The following is a 24,855-nucleotide window of genomic DNA, read 5'->3' on the forward strand; positions in this document are numbered from 1 at the left end:
ATATCTCTTCTATTTAAATTCCTATCTAAAATTTCTTTTTCTAATTTTTCAACAAGTCCACGTCTTAGAGCGTTTATAGAAGAAATTCTCATGAAGGATTTATCCTCTAAATCAATCTCTAAATTTCTAATTTTAAAAATTGTATCACCGAGCTTTGAAATATTTTCTTCTATCTTGTCAGTCGTAATTGGTGAATTTTTCGCCACATCAATTGTCTCATCTAATACAAAATTAGCTTCTAGATTTTCAGCTTCTCCAAATATTTCAGGTTTTTTTCCAATTTTTATTTTTACTTTTATATCTATTGGAACTTTGTACTCGTATTCATTTAGCTTTCTATCAACATCTTCTTTCCACTCAACTGAAAAAGTTCTATTAATTGTGCTCTCATTATCTGGTATTTTTGGAAGTTTTATAGAATGGTTTTTATTTTTCTCAAAGAATTTATCTGATCTTATCCCAAAAGTTCTGCCATCTCTTTTAAATTCAATTCCATCGCCGGGATATACATCTTCAAAAAATTTTACAGTTGTAAATCCTCCGCTATTAGAGATGACTCTTCCAATTTCAATTCCTCTATTGTCAGGTCTATCATAAGATATAAAATCTCTTCCAAAGTCTCCGTTAAAGAGTCCTTTAGTAAAACCTCTGTTAAAGGCCACCGTCACATCTTTTTTATCATCACCTGTAAGTCCACCTTCGATTGCCTTTTTGTATGCACTTACAACTGTATAGACATACTCTGGATTTTTCATCCTGCCCTCAATTTTTAACGAATAGGCTCCCGCATCAATCATGTCTTTAACTGAATCAAGAGTGTTTAAATCCTTTGGAGAAAGATAGTATTTTTTATCTGCCAAAAGATTCTTATCTAGGTCATAAATTTCATAAGCTTTTCTGCAGGCCTGTGCACATTCGCCACGGTTGCCGGACTTTGCCCCAATCATAGAGCTCATGAGACACTCTCCAGAATAACTTACACATAAAGCTCCATGAATAAATGTCTCTATCTCAATTCCAAGTTCTTTAATTTTTAGAACTTCAAAAATTGGAGTCTCTCTTGCAAGCACCACTCGAGAAAAACCAAACTCTTTTAAAAATAATGCACCGTAATAATTATTTACAGCCATTTGTGTGGAAGCGTGAATTTCAAAATCAGAAAAATTTTCTCTTATCTCTTTTGCAAGTCCAAAGTCCTGAACTATCAGTGCGTCCACTCCAATATCATAAAGCTTACCGACAAGCTTAAGAGCATCGTCCATCTCATCATCAGAAATTAAAATATTCATTGTAACGAAAATTTTTATATTTCTAAGATGTGCAAACTTTACAGCTCGCTTTAATTCTTCAATATTAAAGTTCTTTGCCTTGGCCCTTGCAGAAAATTCACTTGATCCCAAATAAACGGCATCAGCACCTGCTATAACTGCCGCCTCAAGTGCGGCCATATTACCTGCAGGTGCTAATATTTCATATCTATTTCTCATCATAAAGACTTTCTAACTCTCTAGACAAATCGATAATTCTTCTTTGTGCATTGTTGTGCTTTTCGTCTAATTCTTTTATTTGTTCTCTGTATTTATTTATATCTTCTTTTAATGTAGCTATTTCTTTTGTCTTATCTACATTTGATTGATTAGCTTTTTTAAGCTTTTCATCAATTTCTTTTTCTTTTAATTTTAAATCTGAATACTTTGAAAAAGAATTTTTGTTGTCCTTTTCAAGCTCTTCAATTCTTTTGTTTAACTTTTGAATTTCTTCAATTTTTTCAACCATAGATTTTTCATCTACTTCCATGGAATCAATATCTATTTTGTCAGCCTTTAATTTTTCAAAGTCATCTAAAATGTTTAAAGCACAAAGTATTATGGATTGTACCTGATTTAATCTATAGTTGCTATTGTAAGTGCTTTTGATTTTCTCATCCAAGTTTTGTGCCAGATTTTTTACATAGTCTTCGTTATCATTGCCACGCACATAAAATTTCATGCCATCTATGGTTACTTCAATTCTTTTATCTGACATTTTATTCCTCCATTTATGATCTTAGTTTTGCATCAAGATCCTTTTCAATATCTGCCACAATTTTATCAGAAATTTCTGTAACTTCTGCATCTTCAAGAGTTCTATCAGGTGCTCTAAAAATTAGTGAGAAAGCAACAGACTTCTTGCCTTCTTCTATATTTTCTCCCTCGTAGATGTCGAATACTTTAAATGATTCAAGTAGATCTTTTCCATGCTTTCTTGAAATATTTTCAAGTTCAACAGAGTCTATATCTCTATCCATTACAAAGGCAAAGTCACGCTTCATTGTTGGGAATTTTGGCATTTCTTTATATAAATAATTATCGATTGTGCTATCTACAATTTTTTCGAAATCAAGCTCTGCAATATAAGCTCTCTTCTTTAGTCCGTAATTTTTAAGAACTTCTGGGTGAACTTCTCCCATTACACCAAGAGATGTTCCATCTAAAAATATTTCAGCTGATCTACCTGGATGTAGGAAAGATTTTTTAACTCTTAAAGTTTCAAGCTTTTCGATTCCCAAATACCAAAGTGACTTTTCAATTGATTCTTTTAAATAATAGAAATCTCCAATGTCATAAAATCCCATGCAAAGTTTTAAATTTTCAGTAGGAAGTTCTCCATCAGTTGGAACAAAAGTGTTTCCAATTTCAAATCCACCAACATTTTCATTGCCACGGGCATAGTTTTTAGCTAAAGACTCAATCATTGATGGCACAAGAGTTGTCCTCATTACAGAATAATCTTCACCTAGTGGGTTTAAAATTTTAATTATTTTATCTTCGTCTTCTTCGTAATTTGATTTTTTATAAGCATCAGGACTTATAAATGAATAAGTCATAAATTCAGAAAATCCTAGTCCAAATAAAATATTTTTTAATTTGCTCTCAACATTTCTAAATTTAGGCTTGTCTCCAACCGTTAAAGTTCCTGCAAGTTTTTGAGGCTTTATATTTTGGTAACCATAAATCCTTGCTACTTCTTCGATTAAATCTTCTTCGATATTTAGATCAAGTCTAGCTGAAGGAATCTTTGCAATTAAATAGTCGCCTTTAATTTCAGTTTCTATCTCTAGTCTATTTAAAATTGCAGCAATTTCTTCAATAGAAAGCTCAATTCCAATTAGCTTGTTGCATTTTTCTTTTCTAAGTTTTACAGATTTATCTTCTATGACAGAGTTTTGTGCATCGAAGTTTCCGCCAACTACTTCTGCAATTTTAAGTTCTTCTACTAATTCACAAACTCTATCAACTGCTTCTTTTGCAAGAGTTTCTGAAATTCCCTTTTCAAATCTTGCTGAAGATTCACTTCTTAGTCCTAGTCTTCTAGAAGTTTTTCTGATATTTTCTTTGTTAAAGTTTGCCCCTTCTAATAGCACTGTTGTTGTTTTAGAAGTAATTTCAGAATCAAGTCCTCCCATTACTCCAGCTACTGCTAAAATTTCTTCGCTATCAGTTATGACAATATCTCCGCTTGTCAATTTTCTCTCTTCATCGTCAAGAGTTTTTGTAACTTCTCCATCTCGGGCTTGTCTAACTAATATTTTTTTATTTTTAAGTTCATCTAAGTCAAAGGCGTGAAGTGGTTGACCTAGTTCTAACATTACGAAATTTGTAAGGTCAACGATATTTGAAATTGGTCTTATGCCTGCCTGCATTAAGTAAGTTTGTAGCCAAAGTGGAGATGGTTTAATTTCTAAATTTTTTAAAACGCGTCCATAATATCTCTTGCAGTTATCAGTTTCTATTTCTATGCCTTCGAGATAATTTTTAATATCATCAGATTCATTGTTAACTTTTATTTCATGTGCTTTTCTTTTTAAATCAAAAGTTGCAGCAGTTTCAACTGCCATTCCAACAATGCTTAAGCAGTCTGGTCTATTTGGTGTGATTTCAAGTTCCAAAACTTCACTGTCCATATTTAGTAACTTGACAACATCTTCGCCAAGTTTTACTTCTTCTGGGAAAATATAAATTCCATCTTTTGATTCTTTTGGCACAACTGAAGAAGAAAAACCAAGTTCTTCTAATGAACAAAGCATCCCATTAGATTCTACTCCGCGAAGCTCTCCTTTTTTTATCTCAGTTCCATTTGCTATAACTGCACCGTCTACTGCAACAGGAACTATTGCCCCTTCGAAAACATTTGGAGCACCTGTTACAATTTGTAAATTTTTATCTCCAACATTTACATCGCATATCACAAGCTTATCTGCTTGTGGATGTTTTTCTATTTTTTCAATTTTTCCTGTAATTATATTCTTAACGCCATTTTCGTTTTCTATAATTGATTCAACATGAGATCCAGAGTTAGATAATCCATCGGCTAAGTGTTTAACATCTATGTCAAAATCAATGTAATCTTTTAACCACTTGATAGGTAATAACATTTGGTCCTCCTTAAAATTGTTCTAAAAATTTCTTGTTATTGTCAAACATCATTCTAATATCATTTATTTGATATCTGACCATTGCAATCCTGTCAATTCCCATTCCAAATGCGAATCCAGAATATTTTTCAGGATCAATTCCGCAATTTCTAAGAACATTAGGGTGAACCATTCCTCCACCTAAAAGTTCCATGCTCCAACCAGTTCCAGCACAGCTTGGACAGCCCTTGCCACCACAGTTAAAACAAGTTGTATCTACTTCAAGACTTGGTTCTGTGAATGGGAAATAATGTGGTCTAAATCTTGTCTTCATGTCTTCACCAAAGAATGTCTTTACGAAATAATTTAGTGTCTCGATTAAGTTTGCAAGAGATATATTCTCATCTACAACAAGACCTTCTAATTGGTGAAACATTGGAGAGTGAGTCGCATCAACTTCATCTGATCTAAATACTCTACCTGAACAAACCATTCTAATAGGAGCTCCGTGTTCTTTCATCGCTCTAATTTGTACAGGTGATGTTTGTGATCTAAGTATTGTATTTTTGTCAAAATAAAAAGTGTCTGACATATCACGAGATGGGTGATCTTTTGGTGCATTTAGAAGATCGAAGTTATTTTCTACAGTTTCTATTTCCGGTCCATCATAAACTGTAAATCCCATGTGAAAGAATAAATCTTCCAAGTCCTCTAGTGTCTTTTTAAGCGGATGTCTGTGACCCAAAATAATGTTGTCTGTCTTTAAAGTGACGTCGATTCTTTCGTCGTGTAGTTTTTTGTCTAGAAGAATTTTGTTTACTTCTTCTTTTTTGTCTTCAATTAATTTTTCGATTTCTTCACGTACTTCGTTAGCTAAAGCACCCATAACAGGTCTTTCTTCTTTGGAAAGATCCTTCATTCCCTTTAAGATAGAAGTTATCTCTCCCTTTTTGCCTAGGTACTTTACTCTCAAATCATCTATTTCTTTAATTGTGTTAGCACTTTCTATTAGAGTTTTTGACTCTTCTTTTATGCTAAGTAACTTTTCCTTCATGGTAACCTCCAATTCGTAGTATAACAATTATAACATAACTTAAACCATTGTGTTCTTCTAAAATCTCATTTTTTAAACGTTTGCTAATGTTTTTATCTTAAATAAAAAGGAGGGTCGCCCCTCCAATTATTTTTTAATCAAATACAAGTGAATCATTTGAAACTTCATTTGTGTTTGAAGCTTCATTTTGAATTTGTTCCTTTGAGTTGTTGTTTTCAACTGCTTTTTTTTCATTTGCATTTGTATTTTGATTATTTTTTATCTCTTCACTGTTTTTAACATTTTCGCCTGCGTTATTTAAATTATTTTTAGCTGCATCGTCTAAGTTTTCAGTTTTATTTTCTATAGCTTGAGCAGCCTTTTGTTTTTTAGAGATAATTAAAATTTCACGAGTCTTGTCATTGTAGCTTACATTCATGTTAAGAGACTCTGCAACAAATCTAACTGGCACAAATGTCCTGTCTCCAGAAATAATAGCTGCTTGGTCGATGGATTTTTCCTCTCCATTAACTGTAATAGTTTTTGAATTTATTGGGAGTTTAATTGTATTTCCATTGCTATTTATATTTACAATTCTATTTGCATTATCCCATTCTACCTCTCCACCAATTGCCTCAACAATAAATCTAACTGGCACAAGAGTTCTTGAATTTTTGATAAATGGTTTTGAATCAAGCTTAAGCGCTTTGCCATCTACGCTGTAGTTTAAACTTCCAACCTGCATCTTTATAACCTTAGAATCTTTGTCAAAAAGAGCTACCTCAGAAGATTTATCTCCAACAATTACTTTAATTTTTGGATTGTCATAAATTTTATTTACTTTTATCTTAAAGTTATTTGGATCAACTGACGCGTCAAGATCTTGGAATTCAAATTTTGCAACTCTTGGTGAGATTTTAATATTTTTGTTGTTATACTTTCCTTCTATTGTTAGAGTTAAAAGATCTCCTTCTTTTATCTGCATCTTGTCAGATTTTGCACTTATACTTTTATAAGAATTTATATCAGAAATATTAATGTCTTTAGAAAAACTTTCTCCCTTATCAGTTGTTAGATTAAGTTTAAAACTTCCTGGTGTCAACGCAAGATAAGTTCTTCCATTTAAAATGTTTTGTCCGTTTGAATTTTCTTTAAGTGTGTAATTTCTATTTTTTATGTCGATTGGATTTAGATAAGCATCCCAAGCAGATTTAAATGTAAAATCAGTTTGCTCACCAACAATTAAATTAGTTTCTCCATCTAATTTTCCATTAACAATTACACCAGTGTTTTTAGTAGTGTTAAAGACTCCAAGTCCATTTACTACGGCTCTTTCTCCTGCATTTCTTTCAGGATTTGTAACGCGAGTTCTGTTTATATTTCCAAGTTCTCTTACGACCATGGCACTTGATCCGCCACCGTCTAAGTTCATGGCTTTGTATGAACCAAGGTCAAGCATAAATCTTGATAATTCTGGAAGGCTTGCGCCGCTTGATCTTTTTGTCCTTCCTTCCACTGATGCAATGTAGACAGTCTTGCCGTCTTGAGAAATTCCTACAGCAGTTCTTGCACGAGTGCCTCCTATGGAGTTAATGTCCTTTGTATAATTTTTAACTGCTCCATTTTCCACAAGTAGAGCGTGTCCACCGATCATCATCTTCCAACTTCTATTTGGTTCAACGCTTGTTGTGATATTTAATTTATCTCCAACTTTTACATTGTCTCTTATAAATCTTTCAGATCCGCCACTTACTTGAAGAACTTTTTTGCCCTGTGGGATTGCCATATCGATATTTTTTCTAAATACGATTTGTTCAACTACATTGTCCTTTGAAAGTAAAACTTCTCCTGCAGTCTTGTCGCCTCTTGATTTAGATGACCAAAAAGAATCATACATTTGAATTTTTGATTCGTGAGAATATTCTTTTGATGGTTGATACCAATAAGACGCCTTATTAAGTCCAGCTATTGGATAAGAATTTCCATTTGGAGCTGTTACCTTTCCATTGAACTTTGTAAGATCAATGAAAGCTTTGTTATTTGTATCAATTCCAAAGGTCCAAATATCTGTAAGTACAGCTGGAGATGATTTTAAATCTCCATCAATCATTGATGCACCAAGTGGCACACCTTGAAGCTGCATAGAGAAAAAGTCTCCGTTTACAAGTGCCACTGCATTAGTTCTATTTCCCATTTGAGAAACTGTGGCCTTATTTGTGTAAGTTCCCTTTCCCGCAACAGTATTTATTTTTATATAAGGATTATTTAAATCGACCTTTACTACATTTGCCCTTGCTTTCTTCGATCCATTATTAATTTGATACTGGTATCTTATAACGCCTGGAGCTATCTCCTCTTGAAATAATAATTTGTTTTCAGCAAAAACATTTATCGTCACTGTCGTTATAAGTACGAGTAAAATTAAAAATGATTTTTTAATTTTATCAAACATTTAATCACCCTTTAGTTTTTATTTCAACATCAAGTATAAAACAATTTTGCCTTAATTTTAAAACTTTCGCCAACTTGTAATAAAATCTTAATCAAAAAAAGAAATGCACTAATGCATTTCTCTTTAATCCTATTCAATTGGTTTTGCAAAAATCATCTTACCTGCAGAAGTTTGAAGTGCGCTGGTAACAACAACATCTACAGTATCTCCAATTAAGTCCTTTCCATTTTCAACAACAATCATTGTTCCGTCGTCTAAGTATGCAAGTCCTTGATTAAGCTCCTTGCCCTCTTTTACAACTTGGATTCGCATCTCTTCTCCTGGAAGATAAGCAGGCTTAACTGCATTTGCCAGTGCATTTATGTTTAAAACTTCTAAATTTTGCACTCTGGCAACTTTGTTTAAATTAAAATCATTAGTGACAATTTTTCCACCTAAATCACTAGTAAGTTTAAGTAATTTCGAATCAACTTCTGGGATGTTTTCGTACTTGCCTTCAAAAATTATAACTGAGATGTTTTTTAGTTCTTTAATTGCTGCAACTGTATCAAGTCCCCTCCTACCTCTATTTCTCTTTAAAGAATCTGAGGAGTCGGCAATATGTTGCAACTCTTCTAATACGAATACTGGCACGACAAGTGGTCCTTCTAAAAATCCACTCTTCGCAATGTCCAAAACTCTTCCGTCAATAATTACAGATGTGTCTAAAATTTTTGGCACACCATCGTACTCCTTCGCCTTATCTTTCGACTTAACTGTCTTTTTATTATTCGATAAAGCTACTCTAAATTTTTCAGAAATTGCATCCTTGTTGGACATCCCAATTCTTGTCCCCAAAAATCCAAACATCCCATACAGGACTATAGAAATGACAGCCCCCACATATGGTATTGGTATTTTGTAAATAGGTTGAGATATCAAAAAAGCAATTATAAACCCGATTATAAGACCAACAGCTCCCATAAGAACTTCTGAAAATGGTCTTGTTTGGATTTCAGTTTCCCATACATTTAAAAGGTCTTCCAAAGCTTTTAACACCTTTGGCGATAATAAATAAAATATAAGTGCACATAACAAAATGACAGCTATATATATAGCTACTACGACCTTTGAATTAGTAATTGTTGTTAAGGGCTCAAAGTCTTTAACTAAATTAAGTACTAATGTACCGACGACTGCTCCAATCAAAGTAAATAATACTTTAAAAATAGCGGATACAACCTTTCGGTTATTGCTAATAAAAATCCCTCCTAACTCAAGGCTTTATTAATAATCATTGTGACCTCTGAAATATCTTTATCGTAAACTAAAGCCATTTCCGAAGCTATGATCTGCCTTGCTTCTGTTAAAATTTTTCTCTCGCCTGTGGACAATGATTTCTTTTGATCAAGACTTTCCAAACATTTAACCACTTCGGCGATTTCAATTAAATTTCCAGACTTAATCTTTTCAAAATTATGTCTATACCTTCTGTTCCAATTTTTAGGAACTTCAATTTTTTCATCGGAAGAGAGTTCATCAAGAACTTTGTCCATCTCATCAACTGTTGTAATTTCTCTAACACCCAGTTTGTCGGCAGTTTTTACAGGGACCATAACTTTTAACTGATTAATGGGCAGTTTCAAAATGTAGTATTTATGGATATCTCCTAAGATTTCTCTTTCCTCTATTGCTACGATTATACCAGCGCCATGCATAGGGTAAACGACCTTATCACCAATCTCAAACATATAATACCTCCTAGTGTCCCATTACTAGTATATCAAATATGCATGATAAAGTAAACTTAATAATATACCACAGAAACTAAAGTTTTGCAAAGGTTATTTGAAGTATTTTTAATTTTATTTTTAAAATGTAATTTAATTAAAAACCAAGTCGATGAGTTCTGAAATATGAGAGACTTTTATAATCTTTAATTTATCAAAATTATCTTCTTTTATATTAGAATACTTTGAAATAAATGCCTTGGTATAGCCCATTCTTTCGGCTTCTTTAAGTCGCATCTCGAGACTTGGCACATTTTTAAGTTCTCCTGTAAGTCCAACATCTGAAATAAAGACTGAATTATATGGCACAGGTTTATTTAAAACTGAAGACACAATAGACACCATAACTGATAAGTTTGAAGCCTGCTCTTTTAATTTAATTCCGCCCGTCGTCTTTACGACAATATTTTTGTCCATGAATTTAACCCCAGCTCTCTCCTCTAAAATGGAAACTAGTGTGTTTAAATGCTCTCGCCTTATGCACTCTGAAATTCTCGATGGATAGGGCAAAAATGATTTTGATGTAAGAGCCTCAGTTTCTAAAATTATTGGCCTTGTGCCTTCTCTAATTACAGAAAGCGACGAACCAGCAACAGAGCTATCCCTTTCTCTTTTTGTCATAAAATATTCTGACGGATTATCTATGGAGACCATCCCCTCTTCAGTCATACTGAAAAATCCAATCTCTCCCGTTGAGCCGTATCTATTTTTAGTTGTCAAAAGAGAACGCAAGTCTTCTGATGAGTCGCCATCTATTAGTACTACTGTATCTACTAAGTGTTCAAGACTTCTAACTCCTGCAAGCTGATCCTCTTTAGTCATCTGGCCAATCATAAATACCATTCGCGGTCTATTGATATTTTTTGCAACTTCTGTCATCTTATAGGCACATTCCATGGTCTGAGTTGGAGTTCCTGGTCTTTGTGGAAATTCGTCGAGAGTAAATGTCTGAATAGAGTCAATTATTATAAAATCTGGATCAATCTTTTCAACCTGATCCAAAACAGAATTTAAAGATGTAGTGGAATAGACCCAAATATTTTCAGAGAGCTCCTTTAAAATTCTCTTTGCCCTCATTTTTATTTGTGTCTCAGATTCTTCTCCTGATGAATACAAAACTTTAAATCCCTTTTCTGCAAGGCTCTGAGATACTTGCATGAGAAGTGTGGACTTCCCGGCGCCTGGCTTTGCAGTAAGTATGCTGACAGAGTCACGGACGATTCCGCCGCCCATGACTCTGTCAAATTCTTCTATTCCAGTTAAAACTCTATCATCTCTTGAGATTTCAACTTCTTTAAGACGCAGTGCTTCTTTATTAGATTTTTTTCTATTTTTACTTGTGCTGCCACTTTCTTCTACTTCTTCAAGTGTGTTCCAAGAGTTGCAGTTTGGGCATTTCCCCAAAAATCCATGTGAAATATATCCACATTCTTTACACTGATATACTGTCTTTTTCTTCATTTTTCTTATTATTATCCTTGTTAGATTTTTTTATTACAACTTTGTTATATTTAACATCAATTGAGACCTTATCTCCTGATTTGATGTTCCCTTCTAGATATTCGTCTGCAATGTCATCTTCTACTAATTTTCTAATAGTTCTTGCAAGAGGTCTTGCTCCGTAAACTTTGTCATATCCTTTTTCAATTATATAATTTTTAAGTTTATTTGAATACTCAGCTGTTATATTCATCTCTCTAAGTCTTTCGTCTACATCAGATAGTAGATTATCGACGATATCTTTAACTCCATCTTTTTCTAGAGGTTTAAATACAACTATTTCATCGACTCTGTTTAAAAATTCTGGTCTAAATCTATCTTTAAGGGCTTCGTTAATGATGTCTTTCATGTTTTCATATTCGCTTTTCTTTTCTTCTTCAGGTGAAGTTGAAAATCCTAAAACTGAATTTTTAGCAAGCATATTAGCTCCAACATTAGATGTCATTATAATAACTGTGTCCTTAAAGTTTACAGTTCTTCCTTGAGAGTCTGTAAGTCTTCCCTCATCAAGGATTTGAAGCAAAATATTAAATACGTCAGGGTGTCCTTTTTCAATCTCATCAAATAATATTACTGAATAAGGATTGCTTCTCACAAGCTCAGTAAGTTGTCCACCTTCGTCAAATCCTACATATCCTGGAGGAGAACCAATAAGTTTAGAGACAGAGTGCTTTTCCATATATTCTGACATGTCAAGTCTTATTAAATTGTCCTCACGTCCAAATAAGTTTTTGGCAAGATTTTTTGCAAGGAATGTTTTACCTACACCAGTTGGACCAACGAATATAAATGAACCAATTGGTTTATTTGGGTCTTTAAGTCCAATTCTTGCTCTTTTTACAGCTTTAGAAAGTGTAATTACTGCATCGTCTTGTCCCTTTACACTTTTCATTAGATTTGTGTCAAGATTTTTAAGTTTTACAGTTTCTTCTTCAGTCATTTCTGTAACTGGAATTTTTGCCCAATCAGAAACTATTTTTGCAATATGCTCAGGTGTAACTTCTTTTTTAGACTCTTCTTCATTAAACTTATCTAGTGCCAATTTATATTCTTCTTCAAGTTTCTTTTGTTCATCTCTTAAGTTGGCCGCAAGTTCATAATCTTGATCTTTTACTGCATTGTTCTTTTTGTCTTCAACACTTTCAAGTTTTTCTTTATACTCATCTTCAAACTCAGGTGCCTTGTAAGATTCAATCTTTAATTTTGAACTTGCTTCATCTATTAAGTCAATGGCTTTATCTGGCAAGTATCTGTCGTTTAAATATCTGTCAGAATACTTGACAGCAGCTTCTAGTGTTTCGTCACTTATCACAACTTTGTGATGTTCTTCGTATTTTTTTCTAAGACCTTTTAATATTTCTATAGAATCTTCAATTGATGGTTCATTTACCATAATTGGCATTAGTCTTCTTTCAAAAGCTGGGTCTTTTTCAATGTGTTTTCTATATTCTTCAGTTGTTGTTGCACCAATTATTTGAATTGTCTTTCTTGTCAACATTGGTTTTAAAATATTTGAAGCATCAAGTGAACCTTCTGCGGCTCCAGCTCCCATTAGCACATGCATTTCATCTATAAATAAAATGATGTTTTTGTTTTGTGAAGCTTCTGTTGTGACATTTTTTAGTCTTTCTTCAAAGTCACCTCTGTACTTTGAACCTGCAACTATTGCTGAAACATCTAGGTTTAAAATTATTTTATCCTTCATTATTTGTGGAACATTGCCACTTACTATTTGTAGTGCAAGTCCTTCTGCTATAGCAGTTTTACCAACTCCAGGTTCACCTATTAGAACTGGGTTATTTTTAGTTCTACGTGATAGAACTTGGATAATTCTTTTTATCTCTTCTTCTCTACCAATTACTGGATCAATCTTTCCAGCTTTGGCTTCTTCGTTTAAATTAACTGTATATTTTTCAAGAGCCTCAGTAGACGCATTTCCACTTTCCGCCTCTTCAGCATAATCTTCAAAATTATTTAAAATTTCATTTTCCAAGTTTTCTACATCAATTCCAAGTCTTTTTAGAACTAGAATTGCAACTCCTTGTCCTTCTCTTAAGATTGCAAGAAGTAGGTGTTGTGTAGAGACTGTATTTTCGCCCATCTCTCTTGAAAGTTCAAAGGCAATTTCAAAAATTCTCTTTGTCCTTGGAGTGTAGGCAATTGAATTCATAACAGGTCCTTGACCTTGTGCTACAATATCTACTACTGCTTCTTTTGCCCTATTATAATCTATTCCAAGTTTAGATAAAATGTGGGCTCCAGTGTCAGTTCCTTCTCTAATTATCCCTAAAAGTAAATGCTCAGATCCAATATATGAATGTCTTTGCTCTCTAGCTTCTTGTTGAGCAAAAAGTATTGCTTTCTGAGACTTTTCACTAAATCTTCCAAACATACTCATTTGAAAACCTCCTTCATGAGAGCTCTAGATTTATTTGCTCGCAATATATCTCGCGACTTAATATCTAGAATTGCACCCCTCTCAATTTGTAGATGTCCATTTTTAAGCTTCATTACCTCATCGTAAAAATCAATTTTGCGATTAGGCTTTAAAATAGATAGCTCTGTACCTAATTTAATGTTGCTCATGGCATCTTTCATCTCTTCTTCCGATAATATTCTTGCACTTGATAACATTCCAAAACTTCTATTTACCAAGTCTTCCAATTGAATTATATTGTCTAAATAAAATCTCTTCCTATTCTCTAATTCTATATCTGTAATTTCTTTTGTAATCATATTTAGCTTATTTATATAAAAGTCTTCTTCATCACCAAAAGTTGACTCAAAAGTTAAAGTATAGACAGATCCAGCATTTCTGCCTGCGCCACTTCTATATGGCATCAAGACATACCCAAGTCTCATAAGACCTTTAGAAATTTCTTCCATACCAAAATAATTAAGTGCTGGCAAGTGTAGTATCACCTGTGGTCTAAGGCCAGTTCCTGTATTTAAAACTCTTGAAGTTAAATATCCAAACTTTGGATCAAAAGAAAAGCTAACTTTATCTTCTAGCTTATCTTCAACTTCATAAACATTTTTAAATATTTCATCTAAAGACTTGTCTCTTGAAAACTCTCTAATCTCCAAATGTTCCAAGCCATTTATCACAATATCTGGCATATTCTCCTTTTGGAAAAATCCTTTGTGTTTTCTGTCTAAAAAATTGCTGCTAAACTTGCCCTCTTCAACAAGCTTAAGTCTTTGTAGAGAAGAAAGTTCATTTAAAGATACTTCTTCATAGCCTATAGAAGCTGCCGCATCAGAAAGAGTTTCATAAATTTCTTTTAACTCTTCATCATCTGCTTTAATATTAAAGTTGTGGGAATCCAAGTTTCTGTATAACTTTATTTGATTTCCAATTATAACTTCAGACATTTTTCTCTTCCTTTAATTCTTTTATTTCATCTCTAAGCTCAGCTGCCTTTTCATATTCTTCCATACTTACGGCAATATCTAGCTTAGATTTTAATTCATTTAATTTCCTATTAAACGATAAATGTTCATCTGCATTCTTAGGTATCTTACCCTTATATCCATCTTTTAAATTTAATGCGTTAAGATATTTGTCAAATTCTTTTTCAAAAGCTTTATAACAACGAGGACATCCCAAGACGCCAGTGTTTTTAAATTCTGTAAAAGTTCTATTGCAATACTCACAGGCAATTTCTTCATCTTCGTGGTATTGTGGGCCAAGTCTTAGAATTCCTCTTAACACATCTTCAATCTTTGGCATTATATCTTGATAAGTTGCGAAGTCCATCTTAAATTTCTTTTCAGCGCATACTTCGCATAGATGAACCTCTTCAACTTTATTTTCATTTATTTTAGTGTAGGAAATTACTGATTCTCTTTCTTTACATACATCACATAGCATATTATTTCCTCCTCAACTAAAAACTACTAATAGCATATTCTTTAGCAAATTTGCCCTTAGTGTATTTTTATTTTCACTTTCGTAAAGTGCCCTGTCAGACAATGCAACTCTCATGAGTTCCATCTCTTTTTTTGTGACCTTGTCTATTCGATAAAGCTCAAGTAGCAAGTCATCTGCCTTGTCTTTTGTTATTGAATCTCCAATATATTCATAAAATAATTCTAATGTATCTGTTTCATCTTCAAGATTTACTTTGACGATTCTTATAAATCCTCCGCCGCCCCGCCTGGACTCAACATAATATCCTTTTATGGGTGTAAATCTTGTAGTTAAAACGTAATTTATTTGCGACGGTGCGCAGTTAAAATGATCAGATATTTGAGATCTTTGGATTTCAAGAGATCCACCTGCATCAAATAATAATTCATTTATAAACTCTTCTATTGAGTTAGAAAGTTTTGCCATAAAAATCAATCCTTTGACCATCTTTGTCTTTAATGTTACAATAGTTTGACTATCTTTAACCATTGTAATACATAATATAAAAATTGTAAAGACTAATAGATAACTTTTATCAAAAATAATTATTTATTATACTTTTATAGCTAATCTTTATGCTTTTTATTTTAAAAATATTAATGGCTAATCTATAAATATAATTTTAAAATATTATTTTTATTTCTTTCATTAGTATTTATATCCAATTAATACAAATTAAAGCATTGTATACAAAAGAAGCTAGACTAAGTCTAACTTCTTTTAATGATGACAAAGAAACAAAGCTCTACAAAAATCTTATCCTATGGAAGAAATTGTAGAAAGTTCAACTTGAAGCAAATTGCCCGAAAATCACACTGTTTGAGCGTACGCGAGTTTGTGATTTTCAGATTTGCAAAAGTATGAACTTTCCAATTTCTGTAATGAGATAAGATTTTTTGAGCTTTGTCTAAAATCTCAGTCTAACTTCTTTTAAAAAATTATTATTATTTTTCTTCTTCTTTTCTCTTGTTAATTATTTCTTGAGCAATATTTGATGGAACTTCTTCATATCTTACAAATTCCATAGTAAATGTTCCTCTACCTTGAGTCATTGATCTAAGATCAATTGAATAGCTAAATAATTCTGCTTGTGGTGCTTCAGCAATTAGAACTTGAGATCCGTCGCCCTTTTGGTCCATACCAAGAATTCTTCCACGTCTCTTGTTCATATCGCCCATTACATCTCCAAGGTATGATTCAGGAATTTGTACTTCAATCTTCATGATTGGTTCAAGTAGAACAGGGTCTGCCTCTTCCATACCTTTTTTAAATGCAAGTGATGCGGCAATCTTAAAACTCATTTCGTTAGAGTCAACATCGTGATAACTTCCATCGTAAAGAGTTGCTTTAAAGTTTGTTACAGGGTAACCTGCAAGAACACCTTTTTCTTTTGACTCTACAATTCCCTTTTCAACTGCTGGGAAGTAGTTCTTTGGTACAGAACCTCCAAATACTTCTTCATCAAATTCAAAATCCTTATCAGATGGTTCAAATCTAATCCAAACATCTCCGTATTGACCAGCTCCACCTGATTGTTTCTTGTGTTTACCTTGAACTTCAGATTTCTTTCTAATTGTTTCTCTATAAGGAATTATAAATGGAACAGTTACTACTTCTACTCCATACATATTCTTTAATTTTTCAAGAATTACGTCTAATTGAACACTACCTTGTCCACCAATAGTAAGTTGTTTTGTCTCTGCATTTCTTTCTATTACAAATGAAGGATCCTCATCTTTAATTTTCTTTAAAGATATAGATAATTTTTCTTCATCGCCCTTAGTCTTAGGTTCAATTGCATAGAATAAAACTGGTGAAGGTTGTTTTAATTTTTTATACAATACTACATGATCTTTGTCGCATAGAGTATCTCCAGTTGAAGTATGTGCAAGTTTTGCTGTTGCTCCAATGTCTCCTGCATAAATTTCATCTATTTCAATTTGTTCTTTACCGCGCATTACATAAAGTCCGCTTAGCTTTTCTGTTGCATCTGCGTTGACATTATATATAGGTGTATCTTTTGTTAAAATTCCTGATAAAACTTTAAATATAGAAATTTTTCCCAAGAATGGGTCAGATATTGTTTTGAATACTACTGCTGCAAAGTTGTCATCTTCAGAAACTCTTCTTTCTTCTCCACTCTTATATCTAAATCCTTGGTGAGATCTTTCATCGTCTGGGGATGGCATATAGTTTATGATAGTATTTAATAAAATGTCAATACCAATTCCCTTTTCACCACTTCCTACAAGTAGTGGAACAGCGTCACCTTCAAGTAAAGCTGTAGTAACTCCTCTTAAAAGATCTTCTCTTGTGAATTTTTCTCCTGAAAAATATTTTTCCATTAAAACTTCGTCAGAACCAGCAACAACTTCTGCAATTTCTTCATACATTCTTTCAGTTGCTTTGATTTGGTCGTGATTAAGTTCAGTTTCTTCTGGAGCAGAGTTTACATATTTGTATCCTTTTTGGAAAATTACATCAGTAACTCCAATGAAGTCTTCTCCTTCTCCAATCGGAACTGAAAATGGAATGATTTTTTTACCAAAAGATGCTTCAAGATCGTCCATTAGTTTTCTAAAGTTAACATTCTCTCCATCTATTTTATTTATAAAAATAATTCTAGGAAGACCAATCTCTTCTGTATATTTCCAAATTCTTTCTGTTCCAACTTCTATTCCCTTAGTTGCATCAATTACAAGAAGAGCAGCTTCACTTGCTCTAAGTGCGCCGTGAGCTTCACCAATAAAGTCCATAAATCCTGGAGTGTCAATTATATTTACTTTATAATTTCTCCATTCAACAGGAACGATAGATGTACCAATTGAAGTTCCTCTTTCCTTTTCTTCTTTGCTAAAGTCTGAAATAGTGTTTTTATCTGAAACATTTCCTAACCTTTTAGTAGCGCCGCTTTGGAAAAGCATTGCTTCAGTTAGATTTGTCTTACCTGATCCAGAGTGGCCAACGAGGGCTAGATTTCTAACTTGTGCTGTCTTATAAACTTTCATATAGTTTTTCCTCCTAGTATATGTATTTTTGGAATCGTTTGTATCAATTATAACATAAATTATTTTGTTTGAAAACTAAATAAACATCAATTTAATGTGATAAATATATAATGGAATTATGTCATTTATTAATTTAGGAATTTAGAGTATAATTAAAATAAGATAATTAGGAGGTTTTCAATGAATTTTGATTTCTTTAAGAAAAATCTTGTATATATTCTCGCACTAATTTTAGTCGTAATTATTGGATACCAATATTATAATTCACACGATCAATACGAAAATGAGCTACTCGCCTACGATACATCAGATGATAAATCCTTTTCACAGAGTGAAAATAAGTCTGATATACAGATTGAAACAAAAGAAGATGAAATAGAAGAACTTTATGTACATATATCAGGAGCTGTAAAAAATCCTGGACTCTATAAGATGAAACCAAACTCTAGAATTGCAGATGCAATCGAAGAAGCTGGTGGGAGCTTAGATGACGCAAACTTAGATGCCATTAATCTTGCGGCAAAATTAAGCGATGAGGATAAAATTTATCTTCCAAAAATTGGCGAAGAAGTTCCAAGTATTGCGACTTCAACTAGCACTTCTTCAACGAATGCAGAAAAAATTAATTTAAACACAGCTGATCTTAATTCGCTTACAAATATCCCAGGTGTTGGTGAAAAAACTGCACAAAAAATACTTGAATACAGAGAAAAGAATAGATTTAAAAATATTGAAGATATAAAAAATGTAGATGGCATCGGCGACAAAAAATTTGAAAGCATGAAAGACTTTATCACAACTTAAATTTTATTTTTATTTATTAACTACTCCTTACAAAAATACCCTCCTTACTGAAATCAGTAAAGAGGGTGCTTTTTTATAAATTTATTTTATTTAAGATTAAATTACAAAATTTCCATCTTTAAATATTTGCATCTCTTGTCCGTCTTCTTTTATTCCCACAATATTTGTTGTTTCGTCGCCAACCATAAAGTCAACGTGACTTAGTGAATAGTTTAGTCCTCTTTCTTTTAATTCTTCGATACTCATTTTTTCTCCACCTTCGATACAACTTGGATATGCCATTCCAAGAGCAAGGTGGCAAGATGCATTCTCGTCATAGAGAGTGTTAAAGAATAGAATTTTTCTCATTGAAATTGGAGTATTGTATGAGACAAGTGCAACTTCGCCGAGTCTCTTTGAGTCTTCGTCAGTTTCTAGAATATTTCTTAAATATTCTTTGCCAACTTTTGCATCGTAATCAATAACTTTACCATCTTCAAATTTTAAATAAAAATCGTCAATTAAATTTCCGTTGTAGTTTAGTGGAAGAGTGTTATATACGATTCCGTTTACTCCGTCCTTGTGAGGAGCTGTAAACACTTCTTCACTTGGCATGTTTGCGATAAATTCTTCCCCAGATGAATTGACATCAGTTGCTCCTGCAAAAATATAATTTTCTGGAAGTTTAACACTTAGATCTGTTCCCTTCTTTGAAGTGTATTTAAGTTCTTTTAATTTGCTTTCATTTAAGACTTTTGCATAGTGACTTAAATTTTCTATGTGTTTTTCTAGGGCCTCTTCAGGATCATCTTCAAAAAGTCTTACTGTGTTAAAAATCTCATACCAAAGTTTTCTTACTGCCTCTTCTTCTGAAAGATTTGGGAATACTTTTGTTGCCCAAGGTGCAATTGATGCGCCAACTACACACCATGAAGTGAAGTTTGCCATCATCTTGTCGCTAAAGTCTCGAAGTGCCTTTGAGCTTGCAATATTTGCCTCTAGAAGTTTTTCTGAATCTACTTCTTTAAAAGCGTCGGGATCTCCACCAGTTATTGATAAATATTTTGCCTTCTTGTCCATGTAATAATTTTCTTTATCTATCTTGTGCTGTGGAATATCTGTTAGTACATCAAGGCTTTCGTTTTTAAATTTAAGTTTTGAAATTTCTGCATCTCTGTAGTCGATTACAACTTCTTTGGCGTTTAGTTCGTAGGCTTTTTTTGTTAGAGTTCTAATAAAAGAAGCTGCCTCAATTGGCCCTCTTATTACTAAAGTGTCGCCCTCTTTAATTTTTAGTCCGATCTTTAAAATTAATTCTGAATATTTTTCTATATAATCTTCTACTTTAAAATCTTTAAAATCCATTGCGTCCTCCTTATTTATTCCCTATACTAATTATTATATCCATTTTGAGAAATTTTTATTAATTAGTTTTAAATTCAAAAATTTCCCCAAAAATTTATAATTAAAAGTCGATAAGTCTTTACAAATTAGCCAAATTTTAGTATAATACCATCGGCTTATAAATTATCGCGGCGAAAATTTATAGGAGAATGATAAAATGGCAAAAATGATGGATCCAAAATTCAAGCAATCTAGAAGACTTGGATTAAATGTTTGCGGTCACCCTAAGGCAATGAAGAGAGCGACTAGAGGTACCGCTAGAAGCGATAAAAAACTTACAGAATATGGTAAACAATTATTAGAAAAACAAAGATTAAGAGCGTACTACGGTGTTCTTGAAAAGCAATTCGTAAATCTTTTCAAAGAAGCACAAAGAACTCAAGGACAAACTGGTCCTAACCTAGTATCTTTCCTTGAAAGACGTCTAGACAATCTTTGCTATAGAATGGGTTTTGCTTCTTCAATTAGACAAGCAAGACAAATGGTAAGCCATGGACATGTAACTGTTAATGGAAAGAAAATTAACATTCCATCTTACAGATGCGAACCTGGCGATGTAATTGAGTTATCAGCTAGAGGAAAGAAAGTTGATTTATTTAAAGAAAACTACAACACTAACCTTGTTGTAAGCTATCCATACATCTCTAAAGATGAAAACTTTAAAGCAACTTTAGTATCTCTTCCAGAAAGGGAAGATATTCCAATAGAAATCGAAGACCAATTAATCGTTGAGTTCTACTCAAAGAACATGTAATGAAAAGAGCCTTTGCGGGCTCTTTTTTAATACATATTTTAAAGATAAGAATAAAAAAACGACTCATTTATTTTAAAATGGGTATAAAAACATAGGTGATATAATTGGAAAGTAACGAATATGTAAAACTAACGACATCGACAAATAAACTTATTTTTGACGAGATATGCGCCTTTTTAGAAGATAACGAAATCCCATACTTCGTAAAAGATGACGGAGACTTTATGAGGATTGTATCTGGATTTTCTCTTTATGAGAAGGGCATATATGTATCAGAAAAAGATTTTGATAAAGCAAACGAGCTTCTAGTCTACTTTATGAAAGACAATGACACAGACGGTCTATACTTCGACTAAAAAAGACATTGGGTAACACATCCAATGTCTTTTTGTTTTAGTATTAAATTAAGCCCACAACATTTTGCATTAAAAGACTCATAAGAGTTACTGCAATCCAACAAACAAATCCAAGCACAATGGATTTTCCACCAGTTTTTATGAGATTAACTATGTCTGTAGAAAGACCAATTGCCATCATTGCCATGGTTATGAAAAATTTAGATAAAACTTTTGTACCTGAAATAAAAGCATCTGGCAACGGAAGAACTGTAGTTAGGATTGAAAATAGTACAAAGAATAAAATAAAGCTTGGTATGAGCTTAAGTACATTTAATTCTTTGTCTGCGTTATTCTTCTTGTTTTCATAAATTGATAAAATAATTGATATTGGAATAATTGCAAGTGTCCTTGTTAGTTTTACAACAGTTGCCATCTCAAGTGTGTTTGAACCATGTACTGCATCCCAAGATGCTGCTGCAGCTGTAACTGATGATGTATCATTTACTGCAGTTCCAGCAAATACTGCAAAGCCTTCGTTTGTTAAATGTAAAAATTCTCCAAGTGTTGGAAAAATTATAGCAGCTATTACATTAAATAAAAATATTGTTGAGATTGACTTTGCTATAGTCTCGTCATCTGCATTTATAATTGGTGCTGTTGCAGCAATTGCAGAACCACCACAAATTGATGATCCAACTCCAACTAAGATTGCATTTTCTCTTTCCATCTTAAGTATTTTGCACATAATAAATGCTGTAATAAGTGCAATTGAAATTGTTGAAATAATTACTGGCAAGCTTTCGTATCCACTTTTTACAACTTGATTAATATTCATAGAAAATCCAAGCATTATAACTGCAAGCTGCAAAACTTTTTTGCTTGTAAATTTAATTCCTGCCTCGTAATCTTCTTTTACAAATCTCTTTAAAATCATGCCGACTATTATTGCTATTACAGGACCGCCAATTACAGGATACATTTTGCCAAGTAAGTAGCAAGGAATGGCCAGTATGAATGATAAAATAATTCCTTTTGTCTTCATAATTCCTCCCTAATAAATTTGCATACATTAACATTATACGCGACTTTTCACAAAATACAATTTTTACGCACAAAAAAGACATACCCCACTTACACTCGTAAAGTATGTCTTATTTTAATAATATTTTTCGTTAATATATTGATCGATAATCGATGTCTTCATCTCATCTTCAAATATATTTTCATTTTTTAAAATATTTAAAAGCCAAGGAGCTTTTGAGTGAAAAATTGCTTCTTTTTTATCTTCTAATACTATTTCGTACAATTCATTTCTCAGTGACTTTGATTCACATTTTACATAATAAGAGACTGTATTTTCAAAATTTTGCAGTTTTAAAATTGATAGCACAGATTTGTCTTTTAAGTGATAGTATTTGTTCGTAAGGTTCAAATAGTATCCGTAATATCTGGTGTGCTTCTTTGTATTTCTAACATCAATGGCAAGTGATCGGTAGTACTTTGCCATTACATTGTAATACTGATAGTTGTACATTCCCTTTTCATAGGAATCTACCTTTATATAGGGTTTTGCGTTTCTAAGAGCGAAGTAATCAAAGTTTTTTTGTAAAAATTCCCTCTTCGTCAAATCCCCATTGGTATACTGCATAATTAAAAAAGATCTATGTTCAAAAAAATCTTCAAACAGACTCTTCTTCTTAACATGTTTCAAGGCTTATCAAGTTAAACTAAGAATAACTGGTACTACCATAGCAACAACTAAGATAACAGCAATAATTCTTGTAATTAATTTTTTATCCACATTCTCACCTATTCGTTAGTAAGTTCTATGCAATTTTCTAATAATGATTCTGGCATGTCAGATTTTAAATAATCAACATTGATAAAAATTTCTTTATTTTCAGCATCTGGAATTTTTGAAATTCTCTTGTAAAGATATTCTAAATCTTCTATATTAAGTGGCAATACTTTATATATTCCATCAATATAAATTTTGTGTAGGTCATAATCCATTGCTAAAAGTCCGCAAATAAAACCATAAAAGCTGTTAATTGAATTTAAGCTATATTCAGTAGCATTTATAAGACGTACATTGTAGTCTAAACTAAAGATGTGATCGTCATCAACTTCTACGAAAGCAATGTTACCGTCGCCGTTTTTCATGTCTTCATTTGCGTTGTCAATAAGCCATTTAGTTTTTCCAGATCCTTTGCTTCCTAAAATATACTTTATCATTGTTATTCTCCTTTCACTAGATCGCCTTGGCAGTAATTGTTCTCCTGCATTATTTTTACGATGTCATCTCTAATTTTCCACCAGGATGTGTCCCAGTTGCAAAATAAAGAATTTTCTTCAGGCGCTCTGCCAATTATCCTTTCAACTATTATATCATTATTTAGGTGTCTTAAAAAGAGGATAACCTTTCTTTTATAATCTTCTAAAGAAATAGTTTCTATCTCGCCCTCTTTATACATTTGTCCTAATTTAGTTCCATTAACAATATAAAGGGCATGAATTTTTACTTCGTCTACTCCCAAGACATTTGAAATTTTTGCAGTTTCTATTATGTCTAAATCATCGTCCCAAGGAAGACCTATAATTATATGCGCGCAAATATTAATGTTTCTCTTCTTTAGTCTAATGCACGCGTCGATAAATTCTGCGAGACTATGCCCTCTATTTAATTTTTTTAAGCTGTGATAATTTGAAGTTTGTAGACCAAGTTCCACTGTGACAAAATAATCTTTGTTAATCTCTTCAAGGAAGTCAAGATACTCATCACCCAAGCAGTCTGGTCTAGTTGAAATGCTTACACCCACAACATCTTCTATTAAAGACTCTCTAACAGACTCTTTAAAATCATCTATGGGCATATAAGTATTGGTGAAGTTTTGAAAATAGGAAATATACTTATTCGCCTTATACTTCTTCTTAATGAGTTCCTTATTTTGTAGAAGCTGACTCTTTATACTGCCATAATTATTCTCAAAACTTCCTCCCTCTTCGCCACAAAAAATACATCCGCCGTATCCACAAGTCCCGTCTCTATTGGGGCAAGTTAGATCTAGTTTAATGGGAAGTTTATAAACTTTTTCGCCAAACTTTTCTTTTAAAAAGTCAGAATATTTTCTGTAGCACATCTAATCATCCTTAGTCTTCGTCGTTAAAGATTTCATCGAACATATCTGAAACTCTTTCGAATTCTTCGTCAGATTCGATGACATCAAGTTGAACTTCTTCTTCTGAAAGTTCTTTGTATTTGTATAGGTACACTTCGTCTCCATCTTCTTCATCTTCTGGAACAAGTGCAATGTATTCTTCTCCGTCACATTCGAATATTCCAATTACGATACATACTAGTTCAGAATCATCATCTAGTGTAAGTGTAATTGTTTGATATCCCTCTTCGTGATCATGATCGTGATCGTGGTTGTGATCTTCACAGCCGCAATCGTCGCAACCGCAATTAACATCTTTGTTTAAATCTTTTTCGCTCATTTTACGCCTC

At 32.7% G+C, this 24,855-nt stretch carries 22 protein-coding genes; 3 read left to right on the plus strand and 19 right to left on the minus strand.

What is annotated here, in order from left to right; genetic code table 11:
- The 13 genes from ACOX6R_RS02045 to fusA form a co-directional block, all read right to left on the minus strand.
- Window positions 1–1,490, minus strand: a 1,490-nt coding sequence (locus tag ACOX6R_RS02045; RefSeq protein WP_433446730.1) for a peptidase U32 family protein, incomplete at its 3' end; no start/stop codon positions are given.
- Window positions 1,477–2,025: a cell division protein ZapA gene (zapA, locus tag ACOX6R_RS02050; protein ID WP_433446731.1), complete on the minus strand. Its 549-nt coding sequence runs from the start codon at window positions 2,023–2,025 to the stop codon at window positions 1,477–1,479. The genes zapA and ACOX6R_RS02045, both read right to left, overlap by 14 nt.
- Before the next feature lie 13 nt (window positions 2,026–2,038).
- Window positions 2,039–4,414, minus strand: a complete 2,376-nt coding sequence (gene pheT / locus ACOX6R_RS02055; protein ID WP_433446732.1) for a phenylalanine--tRNA ligase subunit beta — start codon at window positions 4,412–4,414, stop codon at window positions 2,039–2,041.
- Window positions 4,415–4,424: 10 nt separating this feature from the next.
- Window positions 4,425–5,447 (minus strand): phenylalanine--tRNA ligase subunit alpha, encoded by a 1,023-nt coding sequence (gene pheS / locus ACOX6R_RS02060; RefSeq protein WP_433446733.1) that lies wholly within the window; start codon window positions 5,445–5,447, stop codon window positions 4,425–4,427.
- A gap of 133 nt (window positions 5,448–5,580) precedes the next feature.
- Window positions 5,581–7,878: a stalk domain-containing protein gene (locus ACOX6R_RS02065; RefSeq protein WP_433446735.1), complete on the minus strand. Its 2,298-nt coding sequence runs from the start codon at window positions 7,876–7,878 to the stop codon at window positions 5,581–5,583.
- A 129-nt stretch (window positions 7,879–8,007) separates the two neighbouring features.
- On the minus strand, window positions 8,008–9,063 hold the full coding sequence (locus ACOX6R_RS02070) for a PIN/TRAM domain-containing protein (protein WP_433446780.1): 1,056 nt from the start codon (window positions 9,061–9,063) through the stop codon (window positions 8,008–8,010).
- 65 nt (window positions 9,064–9,128) lie between these two features.
- Window positions 9,129–9,608: a CarD family transcriptional regulator gene (locus ACOX6R_RS02075; RefSeq protein ID WP_433446737.1), complete on the minus strand. Its 480-nt coding sequence runs from the start codon at window positions 9,606–9,608 to the stop codon at window positions 9,129–9,131.
- A 132-nt stretch (window positions 9,609–9,740) separates the two neighbouring features.
- Window positions 9,741–11,108, minus strand: a complete 1,368-nt coding sequence (gene radA / locus ACOX6R_RS02080) for a DNA repair protein RadA (RefSeq protein WP_433446739.1) — start codon at window positions 11,106–11,108, stop codon at window positions 9,741–9,743.
- Window positions 11,080–13,545: an ATP-dependent Clp protease ATP-binding subunit gene (locus ACOX6R_RS02085; RefSeq protein WP_433446741.1), complete on the minus strand. Its 2,466-nt coding sequence runs from the start codon at window positions 13,543–13,545 to the stop codon at window positions 11,080–11,082. Before ACOX6R_RS02085 ends, radA begins: the two co-directional genes overlap by 29 nt.
- Entirely contained in the window at window positions 13,542–14,522 is a 981-nt protein-coding gene (locus ACOX6R_RS02090) for an ATP--guanido phosphotransferase (RefSeq protein WP_433446743.1), read from the minus strand. Before ACOX6R_RS02090 ends, ACOX6R_RS02085 begins: the two co-directional genes overlap by 4 nt.
- Entirely contained in the window at window positions 14,515–15,021 is a 507-nt protein-coding gene (locus tag ACOX6R_RS02095; RefSeq protein ID WP_433446745.1) for a UvrB/UvrC motif-containing protein, read from the minus strand. Before ACOX6R_RS02095 ends, ACOX6R_RS02090 begins: the two co-directional genes overlap by 8 nt.
- A 12-nt stretch (window positions 15,022–15,033) precedes the next feature.
- Entirely contained in the window at window positions 15,034–15,486 is a 453-nt protein-coding gene (locus ACOX6R_RS02100) for a CtsR family transcriptional regulator (RefSeq protein ID WP_433446782.1), read from the minus strand.
- A 518-nt stretch (window positions 15,487–16,004) separates the two neighbouring features.
- A complete protein-coding gene (gene fusA, locus ACOX6R_RS02105) occupies window positions 16,005–18,068 on the minus strand; it encodes an elongation factor G (RefSeq protein ID WP_433446747.1) in 2,064 nt (687 codons plus the stop codon).
- Window positions 18,069–18,248: 180 nt separating this feature from the next.
- Here fusA and ACOX6R_RS02110 point away from each other — a divergent pair, with 180 nt between their 5' ends.
- Window positions 18,249–18,872: a DUF655 domain-containing protein gene (locus tag ACOX6R_RS02110; RefSeq protein ID WP_433446748.1), complete on the plus strand. Its 624-nt coding sequence runs from the start codon at window positions 18,249–18,251 to the stop codon at window positions 18,870–18,872.
- A 96-nt stretch (window positions 18,873–18,968) separates the two neighbouring features.
- Here ACOX6R_RS02110 and ACOX6R_RS02115 read toward each other — a convergent pair whose 3' ends face one another.
- Window positions 18,969–20,216 (minus strand): aminopeptidase, encoded by a 1,248-nt coding sequence (locus ACOX6R_RS02115; protein WP_433446750.1) that lies wholly within the window; start codon window positions 20,214–20,216, stop codon window positions 18,969–18,971.
- Between the two features lie 196 nt (window positions 20,217–20,412).
- On the opposite strand from ACOX6R_RS02115, the gene rpsD reads away from it, so the two are divergent.
- On the plus strand, window positions 20,413–21,009 hold the full coding sequence (rpsD, locus tag ACOX6R_RS02120; protein WP_433446752.1) for a 30S ribosomal protein S4: 597 nt from the start codon (window positions 20,413–20,415) through the stop codon (window positions 21,007–21,009).
- A 104-nt stretch (window positions 21,010–21,113) separates the two neighbouring features.
- Entirely contained in the window at window positions 21,114–21,365 is a 252-nt protein-coding gene (locus ACOX6R_RS02125; protein WP_433446754.1) for a putative signal transducing protein, read from the plus strand.
- Between the two features lie 43 nt (window positions 21,366–21,408).
- Here the strand turns inward: ACOX6R_RS02125 and ACOX6R_RS02130 are convergent, their stop codons facing one another.
- The 5 genes from ACOX6R_RS02130 to ACOX6R_RS02150 form a co-directional block, all read right to left on the minus strand.
- Window positions 21,409–22,389: a YeiH family protein gene (locus ACOX6R_RS02130; RefSeq protein ID WP_433446756.1), complete on the minus strand. Its 981-nt coding sequence runs from the start codon at window positions 22,387–22,389 to the stop codon at window positions 21,409–21,411.
- A 114-nt stretch (window positions 22,390–22,503) separates the two neighbouring features.
- On the minus strand, window positions 22,504–23,058 hold the full coding sequence (locus ACOX6R_RS02135; RefSeq protein WP_433446758.1) for a DUF6648 family protein: 555 nt from the start codon (window positions 23,056–23,058) through the stop codon (window positions 22,504–22,506).
- A 98-nt stretch (window positions 23,059–23,156) separates the two neighbouring features.
- A complete protein-coding gene (locus tag ACOX6R_RS02140; RefSeq protein WP_433446760.1) occupies window positions 23,157–23,582 on the minus strand; it encodes a hypothetical protein in 426 nt (141 codons plus the stop codon).
- A gap of 2 nt (window positions 23,583–23,584) precedes the next feature.
- Window positions 23,585–24,487, minus strand: coding sequence for a TIGR01212 family radical SAM protein (locus ACOX6R_RS02145; protein WP_433446762.1), 903 nt, complete (start codon window positions 24,485–24,487; stop codon window positions 23,585–23,587).
- A gap of 10 nt (window positions 24,488–24,497) precedes the next feature.
- The gene (locus tag ACOX6R_RS02150; protein WP_433446764.1) at window positions 24,498–24,845 is read right to left on the minus strand and encodes a DUF1292 domain-containing protein; all 348 of its coding nucleotides are present in this window, start codon (window positions 24,843–24,845) and stop codon (window positions 24,498–24,500) included.
- Window positions 24,846–24,855 lie beyond the last annotated feature (10 nt).

The organism is Peptoniphilus sp. (genome assembly GCF_050943655.1).
Taxonomy (GTDB): domain Bacteria; phylum Bacillota; class Clostridia; order Tissierellales; family Peptoniphilaceae; genus Peptoniphilus_A.